The 24,593-nt window shown below is 37.9% G+C and carries 20 protein-coding genes and 2 pseudogenes; 9 read left to right on the top strand and 13 right to left on the bottom strand.

All coding sequences use genetic code 11. The annotated features are described in order from the left end of the window. Positions 1–292 precede the first annotated feature (292 nt). The 3 genes from hisA to ACOWPH_RS02160 all read right to left on the bottom strand — a co-directional run bounded on the left by hisA (position 293) and on the right by ACOWPH_RS02160 (position 1,824). On the bottom strand, positions 293–1,066 hold the full coding sequence (gene hisA, locus ACOWPH_RS02170) for a 1-(5-phosphoribosyl)-5-[(5-phosphoribosylamino)methylideneamino]imidazole-4-carboxamide isomerase (protein WP_015213777.1): 774 nt from the start codon (positions 1,064–1,066) through the stop codon (positions 293–295). A gap of 81 nt (positions 1,067–1,147) precedes the next feature. Then, on the bottom strand, positions 1,148–1,492 hold the full coding sequence (locus tag ACOWPH_RS02165; protein ID WP_015213776.1) for a DUF3593 domain-containing protein: 345 nt from the start codon (positions 1,490–1,492) through the stop codon (positions 1,148–1,150). Next, on the bottom strand, positions 1,489–1,824 hold the full coding sequence (locus tag ACOWPH_RS02160) for a DUF2499 domain-containing protein (protein WP_015213775.1): 336 nt from the start codon (positions 1,822–1,824) through the stop codon (positions 1,489–1,491). The genes ACOWPH_RS02165 and ACOWPH_RS02160 overlap by 4 nt, the downstream gene beginning before the upstream one ends. 33 nt (positions 1,825–1,857) lie before the next feature. On the opposite strand from ACOWPH_RS02160, the gene csaB reads away from it, so the two are divergent. Next, positions 1,858–2,910, top strand: coding sequence for a polysaccharide pyruvyl transferase CsaB (gene csaB, locus ACOWPH_RS02155; RefSeq protein ID WP_015213774.1), 1,053 nt, complete (start codon positions 1,858–1,860; stop codon positions 2,908–2,910). A gap of 278 nt (positions 2,911–3,188) precedes the next feature. On the opposite strand, the gene ACOWPH_RS02150 is transcribed toward csaB, so the two are convergent. The 3 genes from ACOWPH_RS02150 to ACOWPH_RS02140 form a co-directional block, all read right to left on the bottom strand. Then, positions 3,189–4,478, bottom strand: coding sequence for a hybrid sensor histidine kinase/response regulator (locus tag ACOWPH_RS02150; RefSeq protein WP_042465858.1), 1,290 nt, complete (start codon positions 4,476–4,478; stop codon positions 3,189–3,191). 110 nt (positions 4,479–4,588) lie between these two features. After that, entirely contained in the window at positions 4,589–6,397 is a 1,809-nt protein-coding gene (locus ACOWPH_RS02145; RefSeq protein ID WP_015213772.1) for a putative bifunctional diguanylate cyclase/phosphodiesterase, read from the bottom strand. 20 nt (positions 6,398–6,417) lie between these two features. After that, positions 6,418–9,546: a GAF domain-containing protein gene (locus ACOWPH_RS02140; RefSeq protein ID WP_015213771.1), complete on the bottom strand. Its 3,129-nt coding sequence runs from the start codon at positions 9,544–9,546 to the stop codon at positions 6,418–6,420. 375 nt (positions 9,547–9,921) lie between these two features. Between ACOWPH_RS02140 and ACOWPH_RS02135 the strand changes: the two are divergent. Together ACOWPH_RS02135 and ACOWPH_RS02130 are read left to right on the top strand one after the other, a co-directional pair. Continuing rightward, positions 9,922–11,062 (top strand): annotated as a pseudogene (locus ACOWPH_RS02135) (protein kinase domain-containing protein). A gap of 235 nt (positions 11,063–11,297) precedes the next feature. Continuing rightward, positions 11,298–12,008, top strand: coding sequence for a DUF305 domain-containing protein (locus ACOWPH_RS02130; RefSeq protein ID WP_015213769.1), 711 nt, complete (start codon positions 11,298–11,300; stop codon positions 12,006–12,008). Between the two features lie 75 nt (positions 12,009–12,083). On the opposite strand, the gene ACOWPH_RS02125 is transcribed toward ACOWPH_RS02130, so the two are convergent. The 5 genes and pseudogenes from ACOWPH_RS02125 to gndA form a co-directional block, all read right to left on the bottom strand. Continuing rightward, a complete protein-coding gene (locus ACOWPH_RS02125) occupies positions 12,084–12,824 on the bottom strand; it encodes a DUF4435 domain-containing protein (RefSeq protein WP_042464764.1) in 741 nt (246 codons plus the stop codon). Between the two features lie 297 nt (positions 12,825–13,121). After that, positions 13,122–14,786, bottom strand: a pseudogene (locus tag ACOWPH_RS02120) (IS1634 family transposase). 115 nt (positions 14,787–14,901) lie between these two features. Then, complete coding sequence (locus ACOWPH_RS02115; RefSeq protein WP_042464761.1) at positions 14,902–15,189, bottom strand: DUF4435 domain-containing protein; 288 nt, start codon at positions 15,187–15,189, stop codon at positions 14,902–14,904. A gap of 3 nt (positions 15,190–15,192) precedes the next feature. Continuing rightward, positions 15,193–16,635 (bottom strand): AAA family ATPase, encoded by a 1,443-nt coding sequence (locus tag ACOWPH_RS02110; protein ID WP_015213767.1) that lies wholly within the window; start codon positions 16,633–16,635, stop codon positions 15,193–15,195. A gap of 221 nt (positions 16,636–16,856) precedes the next feature. Further along, positions 16,857–18,287, bottom strand: a complete 1,431-nt coding sequence (gndA, locus tag ACOWPH_RS02105; protein ID WP_015213766.1) for an NADP-dependent phosphogluconate dehydrogenase — start codon at positions 18,285–18,287, stop codon at positions 16,857–16,859. A 218-nt stretch (positions 18,288–18,505) separates the two neighbouring features. Between gndA and ACOWPH_RS02100 the strand changes: the two genes are divergently transcribed. Then, positions 18,506–19,297: a Ycf66 family protein gene (locus ACOWPH_RS02100; protein ID WP_015213765.1), complete on the top strand. Its 792-nt coding sequence runs from the start codon at positions 18,506–18,508 to the stop codon at positions 19,295–19,297. Here ACOWPH_RS02100 and ACOWPH_RS02095 read toward each other — a convergent pair. Next, the gene (locus ACOWPH_RS02095; protein WP_015213764.1) at positions 19,294–19,503 is read right to left on the bottom strand and encodes a hypothetical protein; all 210 of its coding nucleotides are present in this window, start codon (positions 19,501–19,503) and stop codon (positions 19,294–19,296) included. The two genes, ACOWPH_RS02100 and ACOWPH_RS02095, sit on opposite strands and share 4 nt — an antisense overlap. 572 nt (positions 19,504–20,075) lie before the next feature. On the opposite strand from ACOWPH_RS02095, the gene pgsA reads away from it, so the two are divergent. From pgsA to ACOWPH_RS02080, 3 genes are all read left to right on the top strand, one after another. Next, on the top strand, positions 20,076–20,582 hold the full coding sequence (pgsA, locus tag ACOWPH_RS02090; protein WP_042465853.1) for a CDP-diacylglycerol--glycerol-3-phosphate 3-phosphatidyltransferase: 507 nt from the start codon (positions 20,076–20,078) through the stop codon (positions 20,580–20,582). A 136-nt stretch (positions 20,583–20,718) separates the two neighbouring features. Next, a complete protein-coding gene (locus tag ACOWPH_RS02085; protein ID WP_015213762.1) occupies positions 20,719–20,955 on the top strand; it encodes a hypothetical protein in 237 nt (78 codons plus the stop codon). Positions 20,956–21,015: 60 nt separating this feature from the next. After that, positions 21,016–21,279 (top strand): hypothetical protein, encoded by a 264-nt coding sequence (locus tag ACOWPH_RS02080; RefSeq protein ID WP_015213761.1) that lies wholly within the window; start codon positions 21,016–21,018, stop codon positions 21,277–21,279. 64 nt (positions 21,280–21,343) lie between these two features. Here the strand turns inward: ACOWPH_RS02080 and ACOWPH_RS02075 are convergent, their stop codons facing one another. Continuing rightward, a complete protein-coding gene (locus ACOWPH_RS02075) occupies positions 21,344–22,276 on the bottom strand; it encodes an NAD-dependent epimerase/dehydratase family protein (RefSeq protein ID WP_015213760.1) in 933 nt (310 codons plus the stop codon). Positions 22,277–22,511: 235 nt separating this feature from the next. Between ACOWPH_RS02075 and ACOWPH_RS02070 the strand changes: the two genes are divergently transcribed. Together ACOWPH_RS02070 and ACOWPH_RS02065 are read left to right on the top strand one after the other, a co-directional pair. Next, positions 22,512–23,654 (top strand): glycosyltransferase, encoded by a 1,143-nt coding sequence (locus ACOWPH_RS02070; RefSeq protein WP_015213759.1) that lies wholly within the window; start codon positions 22,512–22,514, stop codon positions 23,652–23,654. A 112-nt stretch (positions 23,655–23,766) separates the two neighbouring features. Continuing rightward, positions 23,767–24,525, top strand: coding sequence for a sugar transferase (locus ACOWPH_RS02065; RefSeq protein ID WP_015213758.1), 759 nt, complete (start codon positions 23,767–23,769; stop codon positions 24,523–24,525). Positions 24,526–24,593: the final 68 nt, after the last annotated feature.

Raw genomic sequence — 24,593 nt, 5'->3', positions numbered from 1 at the left:
TACATTTTTATATTTGGTTAGACATCGACCGAATTTAAATAATGCATATCCTCTAATCCTTGTAGAGACGTTCCATGGAACGTCTCTACATTTTTTTTCGGAGGGGTCTATTCTGTTTTTGGTTTTCCTAGTCCTTTAGGAGGCTGAGGTTTTTTAGCTTTTGTGTATATCTGCTGTGTTTTAAGCTTTGGCTTAGAAGTTGCTTTTTGGTTAGACATCGGAATTCACCTTGACCTTCGATGATAATTTTATCTACAAAAGTAAGATAAATTATTCCCGAAATCTGGAATGTTCAAGCAAAGCTAGAAAAATCTAAGTTGGGTGGAATATCTTGAATGCGTCCTGGTCCGATCGCACGTAATGCTTCTTTGAGGATAATATCTTCAGTATACAAAGCTTTGCCAACTATTACGCCTGTTACACCTTGGGGTTCTAAGGCTAATAAACTTAACAAGTCGGTAATTGAACTTACACCACCAGAAGCGATGATAGGAATGGAAATTGCAGCTGCGAGTTCTCGTAATGCGTCCAGATTTGGCCCTTCTAAAGTACCATCACGGTTGATATCGGTGTAAATAATGGCTGCTGCACCTAGTTCTTGCATTTGGGTAGCGAGTTGGGTGGCTAAAATTTCAGAGGTTTCTAACCAACCGCGAGTTGCAACTAAACCATTACGGGCATCTATGCCAACTATAATCTGTTGGGGAAATTCTTGACAGAGTTGTTGAACTAGCTGGGGTTGTTCGACAGCAACGGTGCCGAGAATTGCCCAATTTACGCCGAGATTAAATAATTGTTGCACACTGGAGCGATCGCGCAATCCCCCACCTACTTCAATGGGGATAGAAACCGCGTTAGTGATAGCTTCAATTGCGGCTAAGTTAACGATTTTTCCGGCTTTTGCGCCATCTAAATCAACTAAATGCAATCTTGTCGCACCTTGTTCTGCCCATAGTTTGGCAACTTCGACGGGGTTTTCGCTAAATACTTGCGATCGCTCATAGTCTCCTTTATAAAGTCGCACACAACGACCTTCGAGTAAATCAATTGCTGGTATTACTTCCATAATTGGTAATGGGTAATGGGTAATGGGTAATTGGTAATTGGTAAGGTGCTAAAAAAAGCTGAAATCCGTGATTGTGATTGCTTACAGTAAATAATTATCTTTCTCCTGCTCCCTGCCCCCTGCCCCCTGCGTTTCCTGCCTGTCACCTAAATCTCGCACTGCTTGGCGAAAACCTAACACTAGTACAATGTTGGCAAGAGTTAAAAAGACCTCTGCACCACCATGTAACCAATCTATATTGGCTAATTGTTCTCCATAAGCGACTTTGGCATAAATACCTGCGGGGATAGTAACGCCGACGAATACCAAAGTACCGTAAAATCCATATAGGGCTAAACGTGGCATTTGCGGACTGCGGCTGATAAACCACAAGAAACCCAAATAGGGAAACAGAGAAAGGGCAAAAAGGGTTTCTTTTGATATCATTGCTCTGATTTGATAGTTTTTGGCTCAACTGGGTTTGTAGACTTGGTAGAACGCCAAATCCACACCGCTGCTGCCCAAAGGGTAAAATTACCAACTAATGTCATGGCAGCTTGCAGCGTCACTATCCATTCTAGCGATTCGGCGTTGTCGAAATAATGCCAAGTGCAAGCACACATGGCGCTGATTAAAGCTGGTAACATGGCAAAGGACAATCCCCACCAACTACGGTTTTTTGTGAGTTCACCATAAGTCCAAATTAACCAAATAGCGACTATCCACTCAATGACGCTAGAAATATGAATTATCCAGGTGGGAATCGAAAGAGCGTGCATAATTAATTCAAAATTCAAAATCTAAAATTTAAAATGGTGAAGATACGGGCGTTATTGTCTGGGTATTACGGTAAAGGTAATGGTGGTGATGAAGCTTTGTTGGCGACACTTCTGCAAATGCTACCACCTGATGTAACGCCTGTGGTGCTTTCTGGGAATCCTGAGGAAACTAAAAAGCGTTATGGTGTGGAAAGTTACAACCGTATGGCGTTTTTGCAGATTATCAAAGCTTTGCGTTCCTGTGATGCTTTCATCTGGGGTGGTGGAAGTTTAATGCAGGATGCGACTAGCAGCATTAGCCCTTTTTATTATGGGGGATTAATGGCTTTAGCTCAAGCGATGGGTTTGAAAACTGTAGCTTGGGGACAGGGAATAGGGCCTTTATTGCGATCGCAAACTCGTTGGTTAGCAAAGCGAAATTTTGCTCTTTGTACTAAAATCAGTGTACGCGATCGCTCTAGTGCGGCTTTATTATCAAATTGGGGCATACCTCATATTCTTGCACCTGATCCAGTTTGGGCTTTAGAATCTAAACCAGTAACAGAATTAGCAGATTTACCAAAACCTAGAATTGCCGTTATTTTAAGAAATCATCCCCAACTTACAGAAACTCGGTTAGCAAATTTAATCCATGCCTTAGTTGATTTACAACAAGCTACCCAAGCATTTATTTTATTATTGCCTTTTCAAAAAAGTGAAGATTTAGATATTGCAGAAAAAATTCAACTGCAATTAAAAGATGTTAGTAAAATTATCTGTGCAGAAGATCCACAACTTTTAAAAGGTATATTTCGTGGTGTAGAAATGGCAATAGGGATGCGTCTACACAGTTTAATTATGGCAGCTAGTGAAGGTTGTCGTTGTTTTGCTTTGAGTTATGACCCCAAGGTTAACCATTTGATGGAAGATTTAGAAATACCTGGATGGGATTTAAAGGATTTACCAACTGATGTAGATTTAATGAGTAAAACCTGGATTCAATATTATCACAATAGCGAAGCATTATCATCTGAGAAAATACAATCTTTAGTAAATGGAGCTTTTTTACATCGGGATTTATTGAGAGCATCATTGAGTAATAAGTAGGGCTAGGAGTCAGGAGTTCGGAGTTCGGAGTCAGGAGTCAGGAGTTAGGAGTTCGGATTAGAAGAATAGTCTTGAATTTGGTCAAGTGATAAGTTTTTGATAGTTTCAACGCTTATTCCTTGAACCTGATTCACCTTTTTAACCTTCAAACTCTTGATACAGCAGTTTGCGTAGTTAGGAGGTACAAAATCTAAATTGAAACCTATACACAAAGCCAGTTCTACTCCTGACTTCTGACTCCTGAATCCTGACTCCTGCTGTATGTCTTTACCATAATTTTACAATTTTGAGATTGGAAGTTCAATCACAAATTCTGAGCCTCCTTCAGGACAATTATGATAAATTAAATTACCTTGATGAAGATCATTAATAATTTGGTAGGTAGTAAATAAACCTAATCCATATTTTTTACCAACTAATTTTGTCGTAAAAAATGGCTGAAATAGACTAGATCTATTTTCTGCGGCAACTCCTATGCCATTGTCTTTAATACTGATGATTATTTTATTGTCTGTAGTGTGTGTATGAATCCAAATTGTAGGTTGAAATGAATTATCAAGATTTAAATTTATTTTTGCTTCCAGGGCATCAATAGAATTTTGCAAGAGATTTATTATTGCTTGGTTGAATAGATTTACATAACCAGTGAATTCTGGAATATCTACATAGTCTTTGATAATAGAAATATTAGGTAAATCATCTTTTATTTTAAATTGATAACCTAATGTGACGATAGTGCTATCGATATTTTCGTGAATATCAAATATTTTTATCCCTGATTTATCAAGACGATAAAAAATATGTAGAGCTTGAATGACTGAGCGAATTCGTTCTGCTCCGGTGCGAATAGAATGAAGAATTCTTGTGAAATCTGGAAGCAGAAAATCCAGCTCAATTTCTGCCATAAAATTTTTGATTTGTGGAGTTGCATCTGGAAATGATTTTTGATAAAGTCGAATCAGATTAATTAATTGTTCGCTATATTCAGAAGCAGGATTAATATTACAAAGAATGAAACTGAGTGGGTTATTAATCTCATGAGAAATTCCGGCTGCAATTCGGCTGGCATTAATGAGATTTTCTTTTTGAATAAGTTCAGATTGGGCATTTTGTAATGACAGAAACATAGTCTGTAGTTTTTCATTGCTGGATATTAAATCCTTTTGTAAATTTTGGATTTTTAATTGAGTTCTTACTCTGGCTAGTACTTCTTCTAAATGAAATGGTTTAGTAATGTAGTCAATACCTCCAACTTCAAAGGCACGAACCTTATCATCAACTTCATTGCCAGCACTTAGAAAAATCACGGGAGTTGAACTAGTTTTGGGGTCATTTTTTAAATATTTACATACTTCATAACCTCCAATTCCTGGCATATTGATATCTAAAAGTATCAAATCAGGAAGAAGTGAATTAACAGCCATTAATGCTGCTTGTCCGTTGATTGCTTTCCGAATTTGATAATTTTCTTTAGATAGAAAATCGGATAAAAAACGAATATTTTCAAGTTTGTCGTCAACAATGAGAATATCCGCTATAAATGCGTTATTTTGTGGACGCATATTCATGGTTTTTTTTAAGTAAAAACAAAAATTAGACAATTGTGAATTTTGGATTGACCCCACGAAAAAATCCGGGGCTTGTACCATTAAGAACTCATTGGTTATTGATGAGATTATTAAAAATTTGTCGATATTAATTTAGCTAGATTGTCAGAATCTAGAGGTTCAGAAAAAAAGTAGCCTTGACCAAAATGACAATCTAATAGTTGCAGTTGGCTTAGTTGTTCAGCAGTTTCAATTCCTTCGGCTATGAGAGTCATGCCCATTGTTTTGGCAATTTGGATAATTGCAGTTACCAATCCCAAACTATCAGATTTTTCAGTTAAATGCTGAATAAATGAGCGGTCAATTTTGAGGTTATCAACAGGAAAATAATGCAAATAGCTGAGTGATGAATAGCCTGTGCCAAAATCATCTATACTTAATTGAATATGTCGTTCTCGCAAATTAGAAATAATATTAGCAGCAGAGGCAAAATTTTCCATGATGGCTGTTTCAGTGATTTCTAGCTTTAAGCATTTTGGCGAAAGTTGACTTTCTATCAAGATATTATCAATTTGCTCAACAAGGTTAGATTGAGAAAACTGGTAAGCTGATATATTAACGCTGATGGTAAATGATAAATCTACAATCTGTTGTTGCTGCCAGAGACGAAGTTGCTCACAAGCTTCTTTAAGTACCCAGTGACCTAGTTTTAAAATCAAACCTGTTTCTTCTGCAATAGGGATAAATTCTACTGGAGCAATACATCCTTGAGTAGGATGATTCCAGCGAATCAGGGCTTCAGCACCTATAATTTTGCCTGTTGCCAGATTAATAATGGGTTGATAATTGAGAACAAACTCTTGTTGTTGAATGGCTTTCCGTAAATCTGTCTCCATTTGTAATCGTTCACAAGCAGTTTGATGCATTGTCGCTGCGAAGATTTGGTATTGGTCCTTACCTGCGAATTTGGCTTGATACATGGCTATATCGGCATCTCGCAGCAAAGCATCAGGGTCAGAGTAAGTTGAGCAGTCGGCAACAATGCCAATGCTAAATGAGAGAAAAATTTCTCGCTCTTGGAGATAAAAGGGGTGGGCAAAATGGTTAGAAATTCCTTCGGCTATGTGAATAATTTTAACAGGATCAGAGAGTCTGGTGAGCAAGAGAACAAATTCATCACCTCCTAAACGTGCCAAGACATCTTCTGGATGTAAAAGGGATTTGAGACGTTGAGAAACGGCAATCAGTAGCTCATCTCCTACTGGATGTCCTAAAGAGTCGTTGATAATTTTAAAGCGATCGCAATCCAAATAAAATACAGAAAATTGATAATCAGAATTTGACTCTTGTTCTTTGATAGCTTGCCAAAGTCGCTCCATTAACAATGCACGGTTAGGTAGCTTAGTCAATGGATCTTGAAAAGCCATTTCTGCAAGTTGGGAATTGGCGATTTCTAGCTGTTGGGTACGTTCTTTTACTCGTTCCTCTAACTGTGCATTAAGATCGCAAATTGTTTGTTGAGCTTTAATGATTGTCAGTTGATGTTGAACCCGTGCTAATACTTCTTCTATATGGAATGGTTTGGTAATATAGTCTGCACCACCTACTTGAAAAGCCTGGACTTTATCAGCAACATCATCTGCTGCACTTAAAAAAATGATGGGAATATGAGCCGTCTTGGGATTTGATTTCAGTTCTTGACAAACCTGATAACCATTCATATCCGGCATTCTGATATCTAATAAAATTAGACTAGGTGGAGCCGCTACAGTTGCGGTAATTGCCATTGTGCCACTGAGTGCCTTACGAGTCTGGTATCCATTGCGCTCCAAAATACTGGAGAGGAGACGAATATTTTCCAGAACATCGTCAACAATTAAGATGTTGATATGAGTCGGTTTTTGTGGTATAAGTTGATTTGTGTGGCTGTCAATGGTCATAAATTTACCTTAAAATATCCTCATTCTTTTGGTTGCGTTAATAACATCAATTTGTCAAACTGATAACTTTCAATCAGTCCCGTTAAGGCTGCAATCAAAGAAGTTTGCTCAGGGGGGATTTGAGCAATGAGGTGAAGACTACTCATATCATTACCTTGGACTGCCGCAAAGTGTAATTCATGAATCCATTCCGCTGGCATAATAGCTAAGGCCTTTTGATCAAGAACATATTCGGATGAAAACGAAATTGTGTTCAGGGTAATATCACTGTCAGAAGTCGATTCATACAAGTATTCTATTTGAAGATACTTGGATAAGATTTCTAGAATTTCTTCCCAGCGGAATGGTTTGCTAACAAAATCGTCACAACCTGCGTCTAAGCTTTCCTGTCGCTGTTCGGTAAAAGCACTGGCAGTGAGAGCAATAATTTTAGTCGGGGTGAAACTTTGTTCAGTTGCTAATTCTTGTTCTAGTTGACGGATGCGCTGAGTTGCTTGATAGCCATCAATAATAGGCATATGCATATCCATAAAGGTGAGGTGAGGTTGCCATTGCTGCCAGAGTGCGATCGCAATTTGTCCATTTTCAGCTTCCTTCACTTCAAAGCCTAATCTGATCAAGATTTTACTCAGTAGCAATCTGTTAGTAGCATTATCTTCAGCAATCATAATCCGATAGTGCTGCCCAGGTACAATACTGATTGCATGATCAACGGGAAATGAACTGGAATTAGGGATTGCTTTTGTCAAACTAACTGGAATACTAAAACTGAAACAACTACCTTGTCCTAGTTTGCTAGTAACACTAATTTCTCCACCCATCAACTGCACAAACCGCTGACTGATTCCCAATCCTAAACCTGTTCCTTCTTTAGATCTTTGACCTGCTTGTGTTTGCTGAAATGCCTGAAATAAATCACTCAGTTCTTCGACGGCAATACCAGGGCCTGTATCCTCAATTGCGAATAAGAGGATATTCTCTCTTCCTGCATCCCCAGTAAATGACTCCTGACTACTAACTCGCAAGGATACACTTCCTTTTTCAGTAAACTTAATGGCATTGCCTAACAGATTAATGAGTACCTGACGCAATTTGTTTTCATCAGTTTTGATATGCTGAGGAACACTAATATCACAGTTAAACCTTAGTTGTATGCCTTTAGATTGTGATTTCATCAGAAACATGGCTTCCAAACTGTAAAGCAACTTATGCAAATCAAACTCTGTTTTATAGAGTGAAATCCTGCCAGCTTCAATTTTCGACATCTCCAGCACATCATTAATCAGCGCTAACAAATGTTCACCACTTTGGTTAATAATTTCTATATACCGTTGATAGTCAATAGTTAAGGATTTATCCTGCTGCATCAACTGAGTAAAGCCCAGAATGGCGTTGAGGGGGGTACGCAGTTCATGACTCATATTCGCCAAAAATTCACTTTTAGCCCGATTCGCAGCATCAGCAGCTTCTTTAGCTCGTTTGAGTTCCTCTGCCTGTTGCTGGGTTTGGGCAAGTAGTTCTGCTTGTTGCACCGCTACCCCCAATTGATTACCAATTTGGGTGACAATACCAATTTCTGCCTGTTGCCAGTTGCGGGAATTACTATTTTGATAAACTGCCAACAAACCCCAGAGCTTTTTGCCGCAAAAGATGGGAGTAATAATATAAGCTCGTGCTTGCAATTCTTCTAAAAGATTGAGATAGCAAGAATCAAATCCGGCTGTGTAGATATCATTAACGCAGCAGTAGGTATTTTTTTGGCGCAACATACCGCCTTTGTTGTCTTGTAAATAGGTATCATGGCTCAAAACATCTGTAGTACTCAGTTTAGTGGTGACACAATTGGGTTGATCTACAGCGGTTTGGGTAAGTTTGGGATCTTTTGCTCGTCCAGGTAGCAAGATATTCCATTTTTGATTTACTGACTCAGAAACTAATTCCCCACTCCAATCGGGTTGGAAGCGATAAATCAAAACGCGATCGCACTCTATAGTTTGTCGTAATTCTGTAGTGGTGATATTAAAAATTGATTCCAAATTCAGGGTTTGACGCATTCGCAAAATTACCCTGTTAATCGCCTGTTCCCGCTCTGCCATCGCCCTCATCGCAACTTCAGCGGCAATTCGTTCGCTAATTTCACTTTCCAGGGCGTTATTGGCTTTGACAAGTGCAGCAGTACGCTCTTCAACTCGGAATTCTAGTTCTTCATAAGCATGGTCTTTTTCTTCTTCTGCCCATTGTCGTTGCAGTTCAGCAGCAGCTCGTGCGGCAAATACGTTCAATAGTGTTGTGGTGCGCTCATCTACTATAAATGGTTTAACATCAATAATGCAGAGATTACCAATCACATTTTGATTGATATCTAGTAAGGGCAAGCCTACATAACTCTGTGCGTCCATGTTTTTGAGCAATGGAGGATGAGGAAAAAGCTCTTGCAACTGACTTGGATAAGAACACAATACCCGATTCTCTACTACTTTTTGGCAAGGAGTATCCGTTAATTCATATTCAATATTTTCTGCTAAATTGGAGACAGCCCAAAGCGCCAAAGTACGCAGACTAGGTGTGGAATTATTAACAGTTTTAGACACTAGCGCGTAGGACACATTTAAGGCTGTGGCTAGGTTCTGCACCAGCGCCGGAAAAAAATCGTTTCCAGTCACCGAAGCAGTTCCAGCTACAATCATTTCCAAAGTTTCTTCGGTGCGTTGCCGTTCTGCTATTTGCTTTTCTAATTCTTTGTTGATGCTTTCTAAGTGTTCTGGTGTTCTTAATGCCAAAAATTGCGGCAGGAGTTCTATTAGTTGTAAAGCCGTATAACAAGACACTAAAGCAGTCATAGCGCGTTCAATGCCAGAAATCCAGTAGTCTGGATGCCATAGAGTCCAAATATCAAGCAGGTGTCCGATACCACAGAGGACAATAAATGCCCCAAAGAGGATAAATACTTTGGAGAAGGGAATATCACTCCGCTTGCGGACAAAGTAGATCAGCATGACTGGAATAGAGAAATAAGCGATCGCAATTAGCGCATCACTGACTAAATGCAAACCGACAAGAGGCGTTTGCCAGAGATAGCAATGTCCATGGGGCATATATGAATTATCCACCAAAAAACGCGGAAATAATTCCCATAATATTGTTTGCATAGTTTCACCTTGTTGTCATTAATAGGCATTATCATTAATCCAATACAGGGAGACTGAGAATATCTCAAATGTGTAAAATATTTAACTCTGTCACCAAAAATTAGGCAATTTTACATAAGAAAATCACTTGTTTACCAACCAAATCAACTGACACGAACTCATACTTAAATTTCTTAAGTAATCAGAAATTTTCATCTTTACTGGCTTAAATTGTTACACTAAAAACCCTAAAATGCTATCCCAGATAGAACTTTAAGCTATTGACTTAAACTTAGGGGTCAGTTTCCCTTCTGCCTCCTAACTCCTGCCAAAATTTAATCATCACCCTTTGGCAACCCACAAGGCACAATAAAGACAAGTACGAGTTATTTTTTTATGAGTTACTGTCTGAACCCCCATTGTTCCAAACCTGAAAACCCTAATGATGTCAAGTTTTGTCTAACTTGTGGCACGAAGTTACTTCTTAAAGAACGCTATCGCGCTATTAAACCCATCGGACAAGGTGGTTTTGGTAGGACTTTTTTAGCAGTAGACGAGGATAAACCCTCAAAACCACCCTGTGTCATTAAGCAATTTTACCCCCAAGCCCAAGGTACAAATACGGTACAAAAAGCGGTAGAATTATTTAATCAAGAAGCAGTACAGTTAGACGAATTGGGGCAACATTCCCAAATTCCTGCACTTTTGGCATATTGTAGCCAAGATGATAGGCAGTATTTAGTACAGGAATTTATTGATGGACTCAATTTAGCCCAGGAATTAGCACATAAAGGTGCTTTTAATGAAACGCAGATTCGGCAATTATTGAATGATTTATTGCCAGTGCTGCAATTTTGTCATGCTAGACAAGTTATTCATCGAGATATTAAGCCAGAAAATATTATTCGTCGGAGTAGTGATCATAAACTCGTTGTAGTAGATTTTGGGGCTGCTAAATCTGCCACAGGCACAGCTTTGAATCACACAGGTACAAGTATAGGTAGTCCCGAATATGTCGCACCAGAACAAATGCGAGGGAGGGCGATTTTTGCCAGTGATATTTATAGTTTAGGTGTAACTTGTATTAATCTTTTAACAGAGCGATCTCCCTTCGACAGCTATGATACCCACAATGCGACTTGGATTTGGGGACAATATCTTAAAACTCCCGTCAGTAAAGAATTGAATCAGATTATTGACAAAATGGTAGAAAGCATCCCCAGCCGTCGCTACCAAACAACTGATGAAGTTCTTAATCATTTAAATCGTCACCAGTCACCAGCAAATATCCCAACCGCGATAATCACTAAACCCGTCACCCCAGTATCCCTTACTTCTCCCCCCACTGTTTTTAATCAAACTTCTCCTGAAATTGAAAAAGAATTACAAGAACTAAAAAACACAATTTACAGGTGGTAAGGTACAACCACAAAATGTTCCTGAACAACCATCTAATCCTACATCTGTACCTACTAGTAATAATCCTATAGACAAAGAACTAGAGGAAATGAAAGCTAAGTTTATGGGTAATGGGTAATTGGTAATTGGGAAGGATTCAGGATACAGAATATTTGATATAGCAGGGAACTCTTAACAGAAGAGAAAAATATTCTTCTTCTTCCTTCTTCCTTCTTCCTTCTTTCTCCTGACTCCTGACTCCTGACTCCTGACTCCTGACTCCTGACTCCTGAATTCTTACTCAAAATAAATTACATCAAGGCTTGACTCTCCAGCTAACTAGAGACTTTAGAATGAAATCAGGAAATATTTAGATGCTCCCTATGCAACTTTCTACACTAAAAAACAGCTTCTTGTCATTGACCTTAGTAGCGATCGCTTCTGTACCCAGTGGATTGTTAACGGCCTGTTCTACAACTGATTCCCAAAACCAAGCATCCAACCCTGCCACCACTGCCACTACTACAAATGACAAGCAACCAATGGATCATGGTAGTGGCATGATGAATCACAGCATGACAATGGATTTAGGCCCAGCCGATGCCAACTATGATTTACGCTTTATTGATGCCATGATTCCCCACCATCAGGGTGCAACCGTAATGGCCAAAGAAATAGAACAGAAATCGAAACGCCCTGAAATCAAAAAGCTAGGAGACGAAATAACCAACGCACAAAACCAAGAAATCACCCAGATGAAACAGTGGCGTACAACTTGGTATCCCAAAGCGGGAGATAAACCAATGGCTTATGATGCCAAAATGGGACATGACATGGAAATGTCACCTGAGCAAAAGCAAGCCATGATGATGAATATGGATTTAGGTGCAGCTGATGCAGAATTTGACCTGCGCTTTATCAACGCCATGATTCCTCACCATGAAGCAGCTGTAGTGATGGCAAAAGATGCTTTGCAAAAATCTCAGCGTCCTGAAATTAAAAAATTGGCTGAAAATATCATCAAATCCCAAGATGCAGAGATTAACCAAATGAAACAATGGCGGCAAGCTTGGTATAAAAAATAGATATCGACCGAATTTAAATATGCGTATCCTAGAACCCTTGTAGAAATAAATTCTTAGTGCGATGTAGCGATCGCACTAATTCAGTTCTCTAGCTAGTTTGTCTTTGATTTCTTGCATCTGTTGATTTTCGACAGCATTATAAAGAAGGAGATATATTAAACTGGTGTTTAACATAGTCTTAACGTCTCGTCTTCCAAGATTTTCGATACGACTAATTGTGTTATTAATATCTTTGTATTCACTTAGAGCCTTTTTTACTTCTTCTATTTTTAAATTCTTTAATATTGTAATGAGTTTTCTCATAAAAGGCTCAACAAATTGGTCTAATACACCATGTCCACAGCAAAATGACAAAATATCTTCTGGACGTATTGAGTATTGTTCTATTAACCGATTTTGTATATCAGGAATACCATGTATAAGAATTGAGTCATACCAAGCATCATCATCCATTACTTCTTTTAGTTTTTGTAATGTATCTTGTACTCTATCTTCAATGCTTTGAAATAATGTCTTCTCATCTCCAATATTGTCGAATTGACTATTTTGAAAGTTCAAAATTGTTCCAAATGCTTCGTTATTTATAAGATGATTAAAATTATTCCTTTTGGCTTCTTTGAAGTAGAACCAAACGTAAAATATAGGGGAAACTCTTTGGGAAATATTTTCAAGTAAACTCTGAAAATCATAGCTTTCGGTGGTTAAACTTTTGCATATTTCATTTAATGACAAATGATTACACTGAAAGTTCTCTTTACTATAAACAACTGTATGGTAAATATAGTTAGCGATATACCAAATATCTTTATCGTACAACCCACATTCCGCAGATGTGACTCAGATTATTGATATTTTTGAAAAATTCTAGCTAGGAAAATTTTATCTACCTAATTTTTCTGGCTGAATTTAACTTTATTTGCCAAAAGATAGAGCTTATTAAGTAAGAGAACTCCACAAGTTTTTAAAATAGATTCTCTCTCTCAATTAAAGTAGTCATTTTCGGTAAAATAAACATGACAATTAAAGCCAAGAATATTTCCGTCTTCGCTAAAAACTTCTATTTACTACTTTTACCCTTGAACTTTCTACATCTTTTAGGTCAAATAAACCACATCAAGTAATTAGATAATATTTACTACAACTCTTTCCTAAATATCTGACAATCTTTTCACGTTCCTCCGTTAAATTGCTCATTTGTTTCTGTCCATTTATGATTACCAAATGTACAGCCTGAAACATCTGAAATACCCACCTCATTGTCGGTTTATTTGTGATTTTCTTAACTTGATTTCTAATCCCATCATCAAATTTAGCTAATTCTTGCCTTAATTTTCTTTGGGCAAGGTTATAGACTAACAAACACAATCCCATTATCATTGCTATTGCTTCTACTCTTTCCGGGGTTTTGACAAATACGCTTGATGTAAAAAACAATGGGTCTTTTAAAAATCTAAATCCTCTTTCGTTAGATTGTTGAGCTTTGTATTCTTCTAATACCTGTTCATCACTCAATTCATTTCTATCTAATACATTCGTTGCTAATATAAATCTCCCTGCTTTGATTTTTTCAGTTTCTATTACTTCTCCCCTTGTTTCTATTTCACCTTTAACTTGATATTTTATTTGACTTGGTTCGGTCAATTTGCTTGGTCTACCTGCTGTTTTATATTCTGGTTTCTCTATGTATTCAATTTCTTTTGTTTGGTGATATTTCCAGGATTTTGATAGCTTTTCTATTGCTATTTTAGCATCTGCCTGACAGGCAAACTCTTGCCTGGATAGTTTACTGAGTGCGGCTTTTGCTTTTGATTCCTGTTTTTTTACTTGTTTTTCTACCTGTTGGATACTTGATTTTTTTCTTATTTCACTTTCGACGATTATCCATCTTTGTTTTATGCCTCCATATTCTGATTCTTTGGCTGCTATTTTATAGCCTGGTATTTGACCATTTTTCCATTCTGATTCTTTTATATCTACGATTTTATTTTTTGCTTCTTTGATACTTATTGGTACTCTTGTTATCCATTTCAGTTCTCTCATTGCTGCTAAGTTTTCTGTTGTATACAAGGCACTATCTGCTACACTTATTCCCTCAAATGTCCATTGTTTTTAAATTCTTTTAATCTCTCTACAAATACACTTTTATCATCTACATTTCCTGAGTCTACTTTTAAATATAATGGGATGTCTCCATCTCCTGTTACTATCATGTCTATGATAAATTGTTTGAGGTCTGGTCTTTTATCTCTTGAGTATCCATGAACTATTTCTATTGCTTTCATTTCTGGTTCTCTTTCTAATTTATCCTCTGCTGTTTCTTGTTTTGTTTGTTCTATTTCTTCGATTTCTTTTTGTACTCTCCTTCTACACTCATTGATGTTCCATCTAAATGGATAATATCCGTTTCTACTTGGAATTTATGGGCTGCTTTTATGGCTACTGCTGTAAATATTTTTGTTGTTCCTATTTGATGATATTTGTCTAGTTCTCTTCCTAGTTTGTCGTCATTTAAATGCTCTGGTAATACTCCTTCTCCTATTAGATGTTCTGTTGCTTTTCCTACGAAAAATTCTCCAAATAGGTATAATGGGCGCTTAAAAACCCTAATCCATTTAAGATCATTGCTTTTACTACTTGTCCTGGTGTTAGGGTTTCTTTTGTTTTTATTCCTACCATTTTATTCACTTCTTCTACCAATTCCATCTCGTCTATTATTCCCGCTACTATTCCTAAATGGTCTATATCTAGGGTTTGTATGGCTTCTTGAGACTCTTTCATGGCTTTTCCCCTCTCTATTTGACGCTTATTATTTTAACAAATAAAAGCCTGAAATCTTTGCTAGGCAATCTTTTCAGGCTTTTCTTTCTCTCAATTTTTAATTCCTAAATTTGCTTTAGTATCTGCGGAATGTGGGGTACAAGTATTCGCAATCACTATCAATGCAAATAATAAATTTTCTATTAACGAACTCTTTAAAGTTCTTCAAAATAGATTTTCCACGTGTTCCTTTTTTATTGGGATATGGAAAATAAATTCTATTTCTTAAATTCGGTTTAACATTTTCAATAATAAGTCTCCAAAATTCTTCATCATAAAAATCTTCAACCAATACAGAAATATCACACCTCTTCTGACGAGCCTCTCCTTCGATTCTTTCAGCAGCAACTTCATACAAATTCATTAATTACCGTCCTCCCTGAAACCCCTTAAAAGCCAATTTATTTAAATATATATCATTCGCTTTAATTCCATAATAGGTTCGTGCTTCTTCAAGTGATCTAATTTCATCCATATTTCTTGCTTTCCCAAGCAAAGTGCTGAAAGTTATAATGTCAGGAAGCAATTCCAGGTTTTCATTGATGTTGTGATTTATATTGTGAATAAATTCAATGCCTTCTTCAACCCCACTGACTTTTTTAATCAAAGTATTAAGAGTTATATTATTAGGCTTGACATGAGATGATTCACTACAGGTTTCTGCTGTCATTAAATCAAAAATATCTTTTGCATCTTTATAATTATTGAGCTTGGAAATAAGAGTAGTAAATGTTATGACATCAGGATCAATCGTATTTTCTTTCAGGAAATCCAACAATTGAAGGCATTCATCTTTTGTAAATAAAGTATATTCATTAATTTTGCGATTAAATTGATAAAGTTTACGTGACGTGTCCCCTGAAAAGCTGCCAAAAATATTTTTTATTTCTTGTACACGCTCTCCTAATTGATCAGTTTTTTCTTTTAAAATGGTACTTTCTGTTACTAAATCTGAAGTTGACTGAATATCTTCTATTTGTGTGACTTCTTCAATCCAGCCTTGATACCAAACAGTTGGTGAATGAGTTGTGATGATAATTTGGCAATTTGGATTTATCTGCCTTATGTTTGAGATTAAACTCCTTTGCCAATCAATATGCAGCGATATTTCCGGCTCGTCCATTAATAATATATAACCTTTCCCGTCTTGAAGTAAGGTTGTTAATAAGATAATCAACATCTGTTTTTCTCCAGATGACAGATTCTTTGGTAATATTGGTGTTTGAATACCTTCTTTTAAAAAGTGAAATTTCTTTTCATTAAATTTTTTTTCTGTATCACTAAATAGTTGAGTTAATATCTTAATAAATGTATTTTTAGTTTCATAGATAGATTCAATTTTATCTAATTGATTTCTTCTTGTTGCTTTATCATCTATTTTAAATATTTCTTCTACTTGATTAGATAAATCTCTTTGATAAGTAACGAATTCTTGTTTTAACTTATCCAGTTGGTAGTCAAGCAATGTAGTATTTTGTTTTAACTTCTTTTCAACAACATCAAAAGTATTAATAAAGTTTATATTCGGTTGATAATTAGTAATTTCTTTGTTTGCTGTTATACTTCTACTTTCACTATTAACTCTGACGACAATATCATCTTCTAACTCGATAATTATTTCATCAATGGGATCAAATAACCTAAAATCCAATTTGCTATCTTCAACAGGCAATACTGCTTCGTAAAGCATTCGTAGTATCGTTGATTTCCCTGAACCATTTTTACCAATTAAAACATTTACGTCTTCATTGAGCGTCCATAAGAAATCATTTCCCCACAAATTTTTAATTTCAATTTTTCTTATATACATAGCTTTTTTATGTTTATGAGATTATTTTTTATTTTTAATGACAATCAATATTATTACTATTACTACTGGCACGATATTTGTTCAGTGACTATAGCATAACTTTTGAACTAAATTCAATAGCATCTTTATCTTACGATTAAGGGCGGGAAAACCCCGCCCCTGTAGTCAAACTTGCCGAAATCAACAGCAAGGACTTACTTTAAAGCTTAACCAGAAGTATCTTACTTCTTAGCTTCAGCAATGGGAACCCATTCAGTGTGGAAACTGCCAGACTTATCAGTACGGAGATAAGTATGAGCGCCGAAATAGTCGCGTTGTGCTTGAGTCAAGTTTTGAGGCAAGCGATCGCGGCGGTAACTATCGAAGTAATCTAGAGAAGCACTAAAAGCTGGAACAGGAATACCCAACTTAGCAGCAGTAATAATTACTTCCCGCCAAGCATTTTGTCTATCCAGAATTGTTTGCTTAAATTCAGGTGCTAATAGCAAGTTTGGCAAAGCTGGATTTTCGTCAAAAGCCTTCTTAATCTTATTCAAGAAACCAGCGCGAATAATACAACCACCCTTCCAAATCCGAGCCATTTCACCCAGATTCAAATCCCAATTGTAAGTTTTGGAAGCTGTAGATAACAGAGCCATCCCTTGAGCATAAGAACAGATTTTGGAACAATAGAGTGCATCACGCACCATGTTCACAAAAGCCTTGATATCTCCGGTATACTTAGCAGTAGGGCCAGTCAGTTGCTTAGAAGCAGCAATCCGCTCATCTCTGATTGAAGAGAGAATCCGAGCATTTACAGCAGCGGTAATTGTTGGAATCGCAACGCCCAATTCTAAAGCAGTTTGTACAGTCCAACGTCCAGTTCCCTTTTGACCGGCAGCGTCAACAATCAAATCAACTAGGGGTTTCTTGGTTTCTGGATCAACGTAGGGGAAAATATTAGCTGTAATCTCAATCAAAAATGAATTGAGTTCATCAGTTGTATTCCATTGGGTAAACACTTCATGTAGCTGAGTAGGGTTAAGTCCAGCCACATTTTTCAGCAAATCGTAGGCTTCTGCAATTAACTGCATATCACCGTACTCAATACCGTTGTGTACCATTTTTACATAGTGACCAGATCCACCAGGTCCAATATAGGTAACGCAAGGGCCGTCATCGACTTGAGCAGCGATCTTGTTGAAAATGGGGGACAAGTACTCATAGGAACTTTTTGTACCACCAGGCATCAGCGAAGGTCCATTCAGCGCACCTTCTTCACCACCACTGACACCCATACCAAGATAGCGTAATCCAGTAGGTTCTAATTCCTGAGTGCGTCTTTCAGTATCTTCAAACCAAGAGTTCCCACCGTCGATAATGATATCACCTTCTTGTAGCAAGGGCTTAAGCTGTTGAATTACTGCATCAACAGGCTTACCAGCTTGTACCATCACCAAAATTTTACGGGGACGTTCTAGTGCAGCAACAAATTCTTCCAAGGTGAAGGCGGCAACAACGTTCCGTCCTCCTGCACGCTGCGCCATGAAAGCATCGGTTTTTTCACGAGAGCGGTTGTAAACTGCAATTGGGAAGCCATTACGCTCAACGTTGAGAGCAATGTTCTCGCCCATAACGGCTAATCCAATCACACCAAAGCTTTGTAGGGTCATAAATTTGTTTGGCTAACTCTTGCAGATCCTTTCTCTTTAAGGGTAATCCGAGATTTTCGCTTCACTCCTAAAGAAGATATTAAGAGTTGATGTAGACGAAAAAGAATCACAACTAACATCAATAATTAATTTTAATTTGTATCTAAGTCAACAATTTAGTCACAAAATTTGCAAAATTAAAATATCGAGTCAAATGAAACAGTAAGGAGTATCCAAAAATGCTGGCATATGTCCTAGCGTTAGTCGTCGGACTTGGGAGTTTAGCCATCTACATGGCAGCTTTCTTCTTCCCTGAAATCCACCGTAAGAATGATTTTGTCTGGAGTGGTGTGGGGCTATTTTACGCTTTGGTATTATGGATTTTTACACCGCGTATTACTGGCGGTCTTTTACTCGGTCATGTAGCCAGTGTAGCTCTGTTGGTTTGGTTTGGCTGGCAAACTCTCTCATTACGGCGACAACTCACACCAGAGGTACAACAAACGCCAATACCCAGTCCTGAACTAGTGAAGATGAGTATACAAGAACAGGTATCTAATTTTTCTGTGCGGGAAAAGCTGGGACAATTACCAGCCTTAATTGGCGGTGTTTTCAGTGGTGTCAAAGGTAAGCTACAGCAAACTGTGAGCAAAAAACCACCTGCACCCATAGATAAACCTACAGTGGAAATTATTGATAAAATAACTCCTGTTCCAGAACAAGCAAGTGCAACAGAAACATCACCTGCTGAAGCGGTAACTGTTCCCGCACCAGAACAATCTGTTGAGTCTATCCCCACGATTGACACGGAAGCACCAGCAGCAAAGGTGAGTGAGGAAGTTACACCTGAAAATGTACCAGAAGCAACACCCCCAAATCCTCCTACTCCTGAATTAGTCGCAGAAGCACAACCAGAAACTGGGGAACAACAACCAATTCCTGTTGAGGAAGTTGCCCCAGATGCGGTACTTGCGCCTCCAGCAGAAGCACCACCGGAAAAATTACCGCCAAATCCAGAAACTGGGAGTTAGAAACTGGGGACTGGGGATATAGGAAAATCATCTGGTTCCCAGTTCCTTTTGCTGTTTATGCCACACTTAGGGCAGGTACTAAATGACTTTTCTTGTTCGATTTTTAAAATCATCCCAATTCCAACATGAAGGCGATGTGATATGACTTTCACACCACTTAAATCAAGAATTTCTGTTAGAATTTTAATATCTCTTTTACCAGTCATAATTTTCAATTTATCTAAAAATGGACTAGGTTGTATTTATAGTTAATAATAAATATCCTTTGTATGTCAACCCCTGCAAGACTTTTAGCTACTATTTGATACATTTTTTATGCTATTTAATGAAATTAACTATAGCCTTTCCCACTCTAGTTTAGATACAAAATTACCCCTCCCCTTACCAAGGGGAGGGTGCGCGACAGCGCGGGTGGGGTGTATTTCATGAGCTTGGGAATTGCTATAATACTTTGGCATAACAAGTACCGAAGATCCTTAAAATTTAACTGTCTGAATCAGGATATCCAGGATTCAAGGATTAACAGGATGATATTTGAGTTTGATATTCTGGAATATTTGAATTAATTTAATTTCTGAAGCTTCAGATTAATTTTAATAAAACATCCTGTACATCCTCAAATCCTGAGCATCTTGATTCAGACAAGAAAATTAACTGTTTTAACTAGTGTTCGGTTGTGAGGTAGTATTAGCATGGGCGTTGAAGTTAGAGTAGTGCGTTAAGTGTAAATCAAATGTAACGCACTGCTTTCTATATTGATATGAATAAAAAAATGCAAATGAATTTGCCCAACTGGATTACTTTTTCTCGACTTTTGGGAATACCATTTTTGCTTTATGGTTTATACAATCCCACTAATGAAGCTAAATGGATATGTTTAACGATATTTTTAATTGCAGCTTTGACTGATTGGTTAGATGGTTATTTAGCCAGAAAACTTAACCAAATTACTGATTTAGGTAAGTTTCTTGATCCTTTAGTAGATAAATTATTGGTACTTGCACCGTTATTGGTTTTGGTGGAATTAGGAAAGATACCAGCTTGGGGAGTATTTGTGATTTTAGCACGGGAATTAGCGATCGCAGGTTGGCGAGTTAATCAAACCACCATCACCGGTGCAAATATTTGGGGTAAACTCAAAACAGTCAGTCAAATCATAGCCATATCACTACTAATTGCACCCCTATCACCAGTTTGGCAACTGCCCTCATTAATTGCCTTTTGGGTGTCTGTGACTTTGACTGTAGTATCTGGTATAATTTATTTTATACCACCTAAAATTTAACTAATACCCCATAATCGTCCCAAAAAACCAGCCTAACTTACCTTAGTTGTGTTGATTTATTAAATCTGAGACAAAAATTCGACATAAATCGGAAATTCATGAGAATATAAAGAAAATATTAAATAATTCAAAACTCATGATAACTGCTAAATTGATCCAACAGCTTTGGGCTATAATTGAATCCACCCAAGTCAGTACCCTGCTCCAGTTTGACGATAACGCTTTAGTACAGTTGCTCATCCAGCAACTAACAGCCAAGCAGAGTCTTGACGCTAAAGAAACTCCGAGCATTGATACTTACATCAAATCTAAACTGCCCCTAATTCGTGATACGGCTGAAAGCAGAATGTCTCTTGGGCAAGGCAATAATTAGCACAACTAACCAAATAGTTATTCATTGCTAAACATATCTCTAAAGTCTAAACAGTATAATATGATTAATCACTGGCTAAGTATTGCCCTAGTAGCTTATCTAATCGGAGCGGCGATTGAAGGGGTTAGTGCAGCCGGTCATCTATCTCATTCAACAACAGATCTAAATAAAAGTACACAAGAAAATCCTCAAGAATCTGGAAATTCTCATGTTTACAGTTGGCGAATTATCGCTGCTATTGCCTCAGTAAGTTTCTGTGGAGCTTTTTGCTGGCCTTGTCGTTTGCTGCACCGTTCACTTAAAGACGGTAATGATAGTTTTTAAAATAATTCATAATATTTTAGTAAGTGTCCCCAACCTTAGCAGAATGGGGAATTATGACGTTAGGTTAAACAGCCTTTAAAATTTCGTCATCCACAGAAAAATCTTTTTCTATTTTATCTCTGCCACTAGCTAAATAATCGCTTTCTAAAGAATCTTTCAAACCAGAAATTAAATCATATTCAGGTTGCCAGTTTAATTCTGTCATTGCTTTATTCACCGAGGCGAAAAAGTGTTGTACTCGCATGGGGAAGGCTTTGCGCTTGCCGAAATCAAATTTTTTCGGGTCATAATGGACAATTTTAACATCATCTGGTGATTTGCCAGCAGCCACAGCGCAAGCACGAGCTAAACCATCAAAAGTGACAAAGCGATCGCCTGATATATTATAAATCTGCTGGATAGCTTTTTGATTGCCGATCACCTGAGACATTGCTTGAGCTAAATCCTGGACATGACCTAGCTGGGTGAGGTGCATTCCATTCCCAGGAATTGGAATCGGGCGATCGCGTACAATTCTATCAAAAAACCAGCCTTCCAATTCGTTATAGTTTTTCGGCCCGTAAATATAAGTTGGACGAATAGAAGTAAAAGGAATTCCTGATTGTTGCAGATAAGCTTCCGTTTCATGCTTACCTTTGTGACGACTCTTAGGATCAACAGCATCACCTTCTATATGTGGCATTTGGTCAGACTTGAGATATACCCCAGCCGAACTCATATAGACAAAATGTTGGACACGTCCTGCAAAAATTTCTGCTAGTGGTTGCGTATCAGTGAGTTCCCTGCCATTATTATCAAAAATGACATCAAAGTTTTCTTGTGATAACTTGGCTTTTAACTGGCTAGGGTCAGTGCGATCGCCTATAATTTGTCCTACTGCCTCTGGTGCTGGAAAATTACCGCGATTAAACAATACCACCTCATGCCCAGCCTCTACCAATAGCTGAGTCAAATAGACACCGATAAACCTAGTTCCACCAATAACCAGAATACGCATAAATTCTCAATTCCTATGTCAGCTATTTTCTTTCATCACCATTATCTTTGAGGTTATCAGGTTGCAGCATCATCCTGGAACATCTTTTGGTAGGATTACATCTTGTGCCTAATTGAGAACCACAGGGAATAGGTAATTGGTAATGGGTAATTGGTAATTGGTAGAAGTTTTTCCAATCCTCCTGCCCCTTGCCCCCTGCCCCCTGCCTCTTACCCCTGTCCCCTTACATTAAACTGTGTCCTTGAAATATGCTTTGGTTCATGAGTGGCTCACACCTAAAGCCACAGGTGGTTCAGAACTTGTTGTCCAAGAAATTTTGAATCACATTGATGCTGATTTATATGCCCTAATTGATTTTGAATCTAGGAATCCTGAAAGTTATCTTTACAAGCGTCAGATTGGGAGAACGTTTCTTCAGCACTTGCCATTAGCTCGCACAGGTGTACAAAAATATCTACCGTTGTTACCATTAGCGATCGAACAATTAGATTTGCGCCAATATGATGTAATACTATCTTCCTCCCACGCCGTAGCCAAAGGAATCCTCACAACTCCTGATCAGATGCATATCTGTTATTGCCACAGTCCTATGCGCTATGCTTGGGACTTGACATTTGATTATTTAGACCAAAGTAAACTTGGTAGAGGCACAATCGGGTGGATAACTAGATATTTATTGCATAGTTTGCGTCAATGGGATGTATTGAGTGCAAACCGGGTTGATTACTTTATTGCCAACTCTGAGCATACAGCAAGGCGGATTTGGCGTTGTTATCGACGAGAAGCAAAAGTCATTTACCCACCAGTGAATATTGATAACTGTCCCTTTTCATCCGAAAAAGAGGATTTTTATCTGATCGTTTCCCGATTAGTGAGCTATAAACAAGTATCCTTGATTGTTCAGGCTTTTAATCAACTAAAACGACCATTGGTGGTGATTGGTACAGGACCAGAAATGAAAAATCTGCAAGCGATCGCAAATCCTGATATTCAAATACTAGGATGGCAACCTGATGATGTAGTAAAAAAATATATGGCTCGTGCTAAAGCCTTTATCTATGCAGCTTGCGAAGATTTCGGCATAGCCTTAGTAGAAGCCCAAGCTTGTGGCACTCCAGTCATTGCTTACGGAGCAGGAGGCGCTCTAGAAACTGTTCGAGATATTCGCGCTTGTTTCGATACAGGAACAGGTATATTCTTTAAAGAACAAACAGTAATAGCTTTAGTAGATGCAGTAGAAAAATTTGAAGTCTATCAGGATTTTTTAAAATATGAGTATATAAGATTACACTCAACCCAGTTTTCTCAACAGGTTTTTGCCGATAGATATCTAGGTTTTCTCAATCAGTGTCAAGAAAAAAGACCGTTCCCCAAATAATGGTCAAGGTTATTGTATTTTTTTTGTAGGTTTTTGGGAATATCACCCCAGAATCACTGCCTTTTAGCTTTAAGATCGGGATTATGTGTGGTGTGGATTATTAAGGAGTATGATGACTGCCCAGAGCTCACTCCTCTCCGGCAAGCGTTACCCACGTAAAGATGCTAGTGCCTCGATGCATACTTTAGCAAAACGTGGTCAAAAAGCTAAACCCCCCAAGGTAAAACCTAGAGGTTTCGCTTTTCAGGGTTTAAACGGAGAGTTTGCCAAACGACTGTTCGATATTGCATTTTCGCTATCGATTTTGATTTTGTTTTTCCCCATATACATAATTTTGGCTTTACTGATTGCTGTCAGTTCAAAAGGCCCAATTTTTTATGTTCAGGAACGGGTTGGCAAGAACTATCGCCGCTTCAAATGTATTAAATTCCGTACTATGGTGAGGAATGCCGACGAAATCCTCGTCCAAATCATGGAAACATCCCCAGAGTTGCGCCAGGAATTTGACAGCACTTTTAAGCTCAAACAAGACCCCCGGATTACCAAAATTGGTCACTTTCTGCGAATTACCAGCTTGGATGAATTTCCCCAGTTTTGGAACGTTTTAACAGGAGATATGAGTGTAGTTGGCCCACGCCCCCTAGTAGCGGAAGAATTACCAAAATATGGCTGTCATATCGAGCATATTTTAACCATCCGTCCAGGAATTACTGGATTATGGCAAGTATCTGGACGTAATGATATTCCTTATCCACGGCGAGTCCAAATAGATCTGCATTATGTCAAATTCAGGAATTTTTGGCTAGACTTATGGATCATCTTGAAAACGATTGATGTAGTTATCATGCCAAAAAATAACGGGGCATACTAAAAAAATACCCGAATTTGAGTTTATGGGGCAATTCATGAATTGCCCCGTAATTTTGGACTTTTGTATAA

It is taken from the genome of Anabaena sp. PCC 7938, from assembly GCF_049315035.1.
In the GTDB taxonomy this organism is placed as follows: domain Bacteria; phylum Cyanobacteriota; class Cyanobacteriia; order Cyanobacteriales; family Nostocaceae; genus Anabaena; species Anabaena cylindrica.
The sequence above is the reverse complement of the archived record's forward strand: the minus strand, read 5'-3'. Positions and strand labels throughout refer to the sequence as shown.

Excerpts from the sequence above, each read along its gene's own strand:
- ACOWPH_RS02160 (WP_015213775.1), bottom strand. The coding sequence starts at position 1,824 with ATGCACGCTCTTTCGATTCCCACCTGGATAATTCATATTTCTAGCGTC.
- ACOWPH_RS02150 (WP_042465858.1), bottom strand. The coding sequence starts at position 4,478 with ATGAATATGCGTCCACAAAATAACGCATTTATAGCGGATATTCTCATT.
- ACOWPH_RS02130 (WP_015213769.1), top strand. The coding sequence starts at position 11,298 with ATGCTCCCTATGCAACTTTCTACACTAAAAAACAGCTTCTTGTCATTG.
- pgsA (WP_042465853.1), top strand. The coding sequence starts at position 20,076 with ATGAATTTGCCCAACTGGATTACTTTTTCTCGACTTTTGGGAATACCA.
- ACOWPH_RS02140 (WP_015213771.1), bottom strand. The coding sequence starts at position 9,546 with ATGCAAACAATATTATGGGAATTATTTCCGCGTTTTTTGGTGGATAAT.
- ACOWPH_RS02075 (WP_015213760.1), bottom strand. The coding sequence starts at position 22,276 with ATGCGTATTCTGGTTATTGGTGGAACTAGGTTTATCGGTGTCTATTTG.
- ACOWPH_RS02115 (WP_042464761.1), bottom strand. The coding sequence starts at position 15,189 with ATGAATTTGTATGAAGTTGCTGCTGAAAGAATCGAAGGAGAGGCTCGT.
- csaB (WP_015213774.1), top strand. The coding sequence starts at position 1,858 with ATGGTGAAGATACGGGCGTTATTGTCTGGGTATTACGGTAAAGGTAAT.
- ACOWPH_RS02080 (WP_015213761.1), top strand. The coding sequence starts at position 21,016 with ATGATTAATCACTGGCTAAGTATTGCCCTAGTAGCTTATCTAATCGGA.
- ACOWPH_RS02100 (WP_015213765.1), top strand. The coding sequence starts at position 18,506 with ATGCTGGCATATGTCCTAGCGTTAGTCGTCGGACTTGGGAGTTTAGCC.
- ACOWPH_RS02165 (WP_015213776.1), bottom strand. The coding sequence starts at position 1,492 with ATGATATCAAAAGAAACCCTTTTTGCCCTTTCTCTGTTTCCCTATTTG.
- ACOWPH_RS02145 (WP_015213772.1), bottom strand. The coding sequence starts at position 6,397 with ATGACCATTGACAGCCACACAAATCAACTTATACCACAAAAACCGACT.
- gndA (WP_015213766.1), bottom strand. The coding sequence starts at position 18,287 with ATGACCCTACAAAGCTTTGGTGTGATTGGATTAGCCGTTATGGGCGAG.
- ACOWPH_RS02065 (WP_015213758.1), top strand. The coding sequence starts at position 23,767 with ATGACTGCCCAGAGCTCACTCCTCTCCGGCAAGCGTTACCCACGTAAA.
- ACOWPH_RS02110 (WP_015213767.1), bottom strand. The coding sequence starts at position 16,635 with ATGTATATAAGAAAAATTGAAATTAAAAATTTGTGGGGAAATGATTTC.
- hisA (WP_015213777.1), bottom strand. The coding sequence starts at position 1,066 with ATGGAAGTAATACCAGCAATTGATTTACTCGAAGGTCGTTGTGTGCGA.
- ACOWPH_RS02095 (WP_015213764.1), bottom strand. The coding sequence starts at position 19,503 with ATGACTGGTAAAAGAGATATTAAAATTCTAACAGAAATTCTTGATTTA.
- ACOWPH_RS02085 (WP_015213762.1), top strand. The coding sequence starts at position 20,719 with ATGATAACTGCTAAATTGATCCAACAGCTTTGGGCTATAATTGAATCC.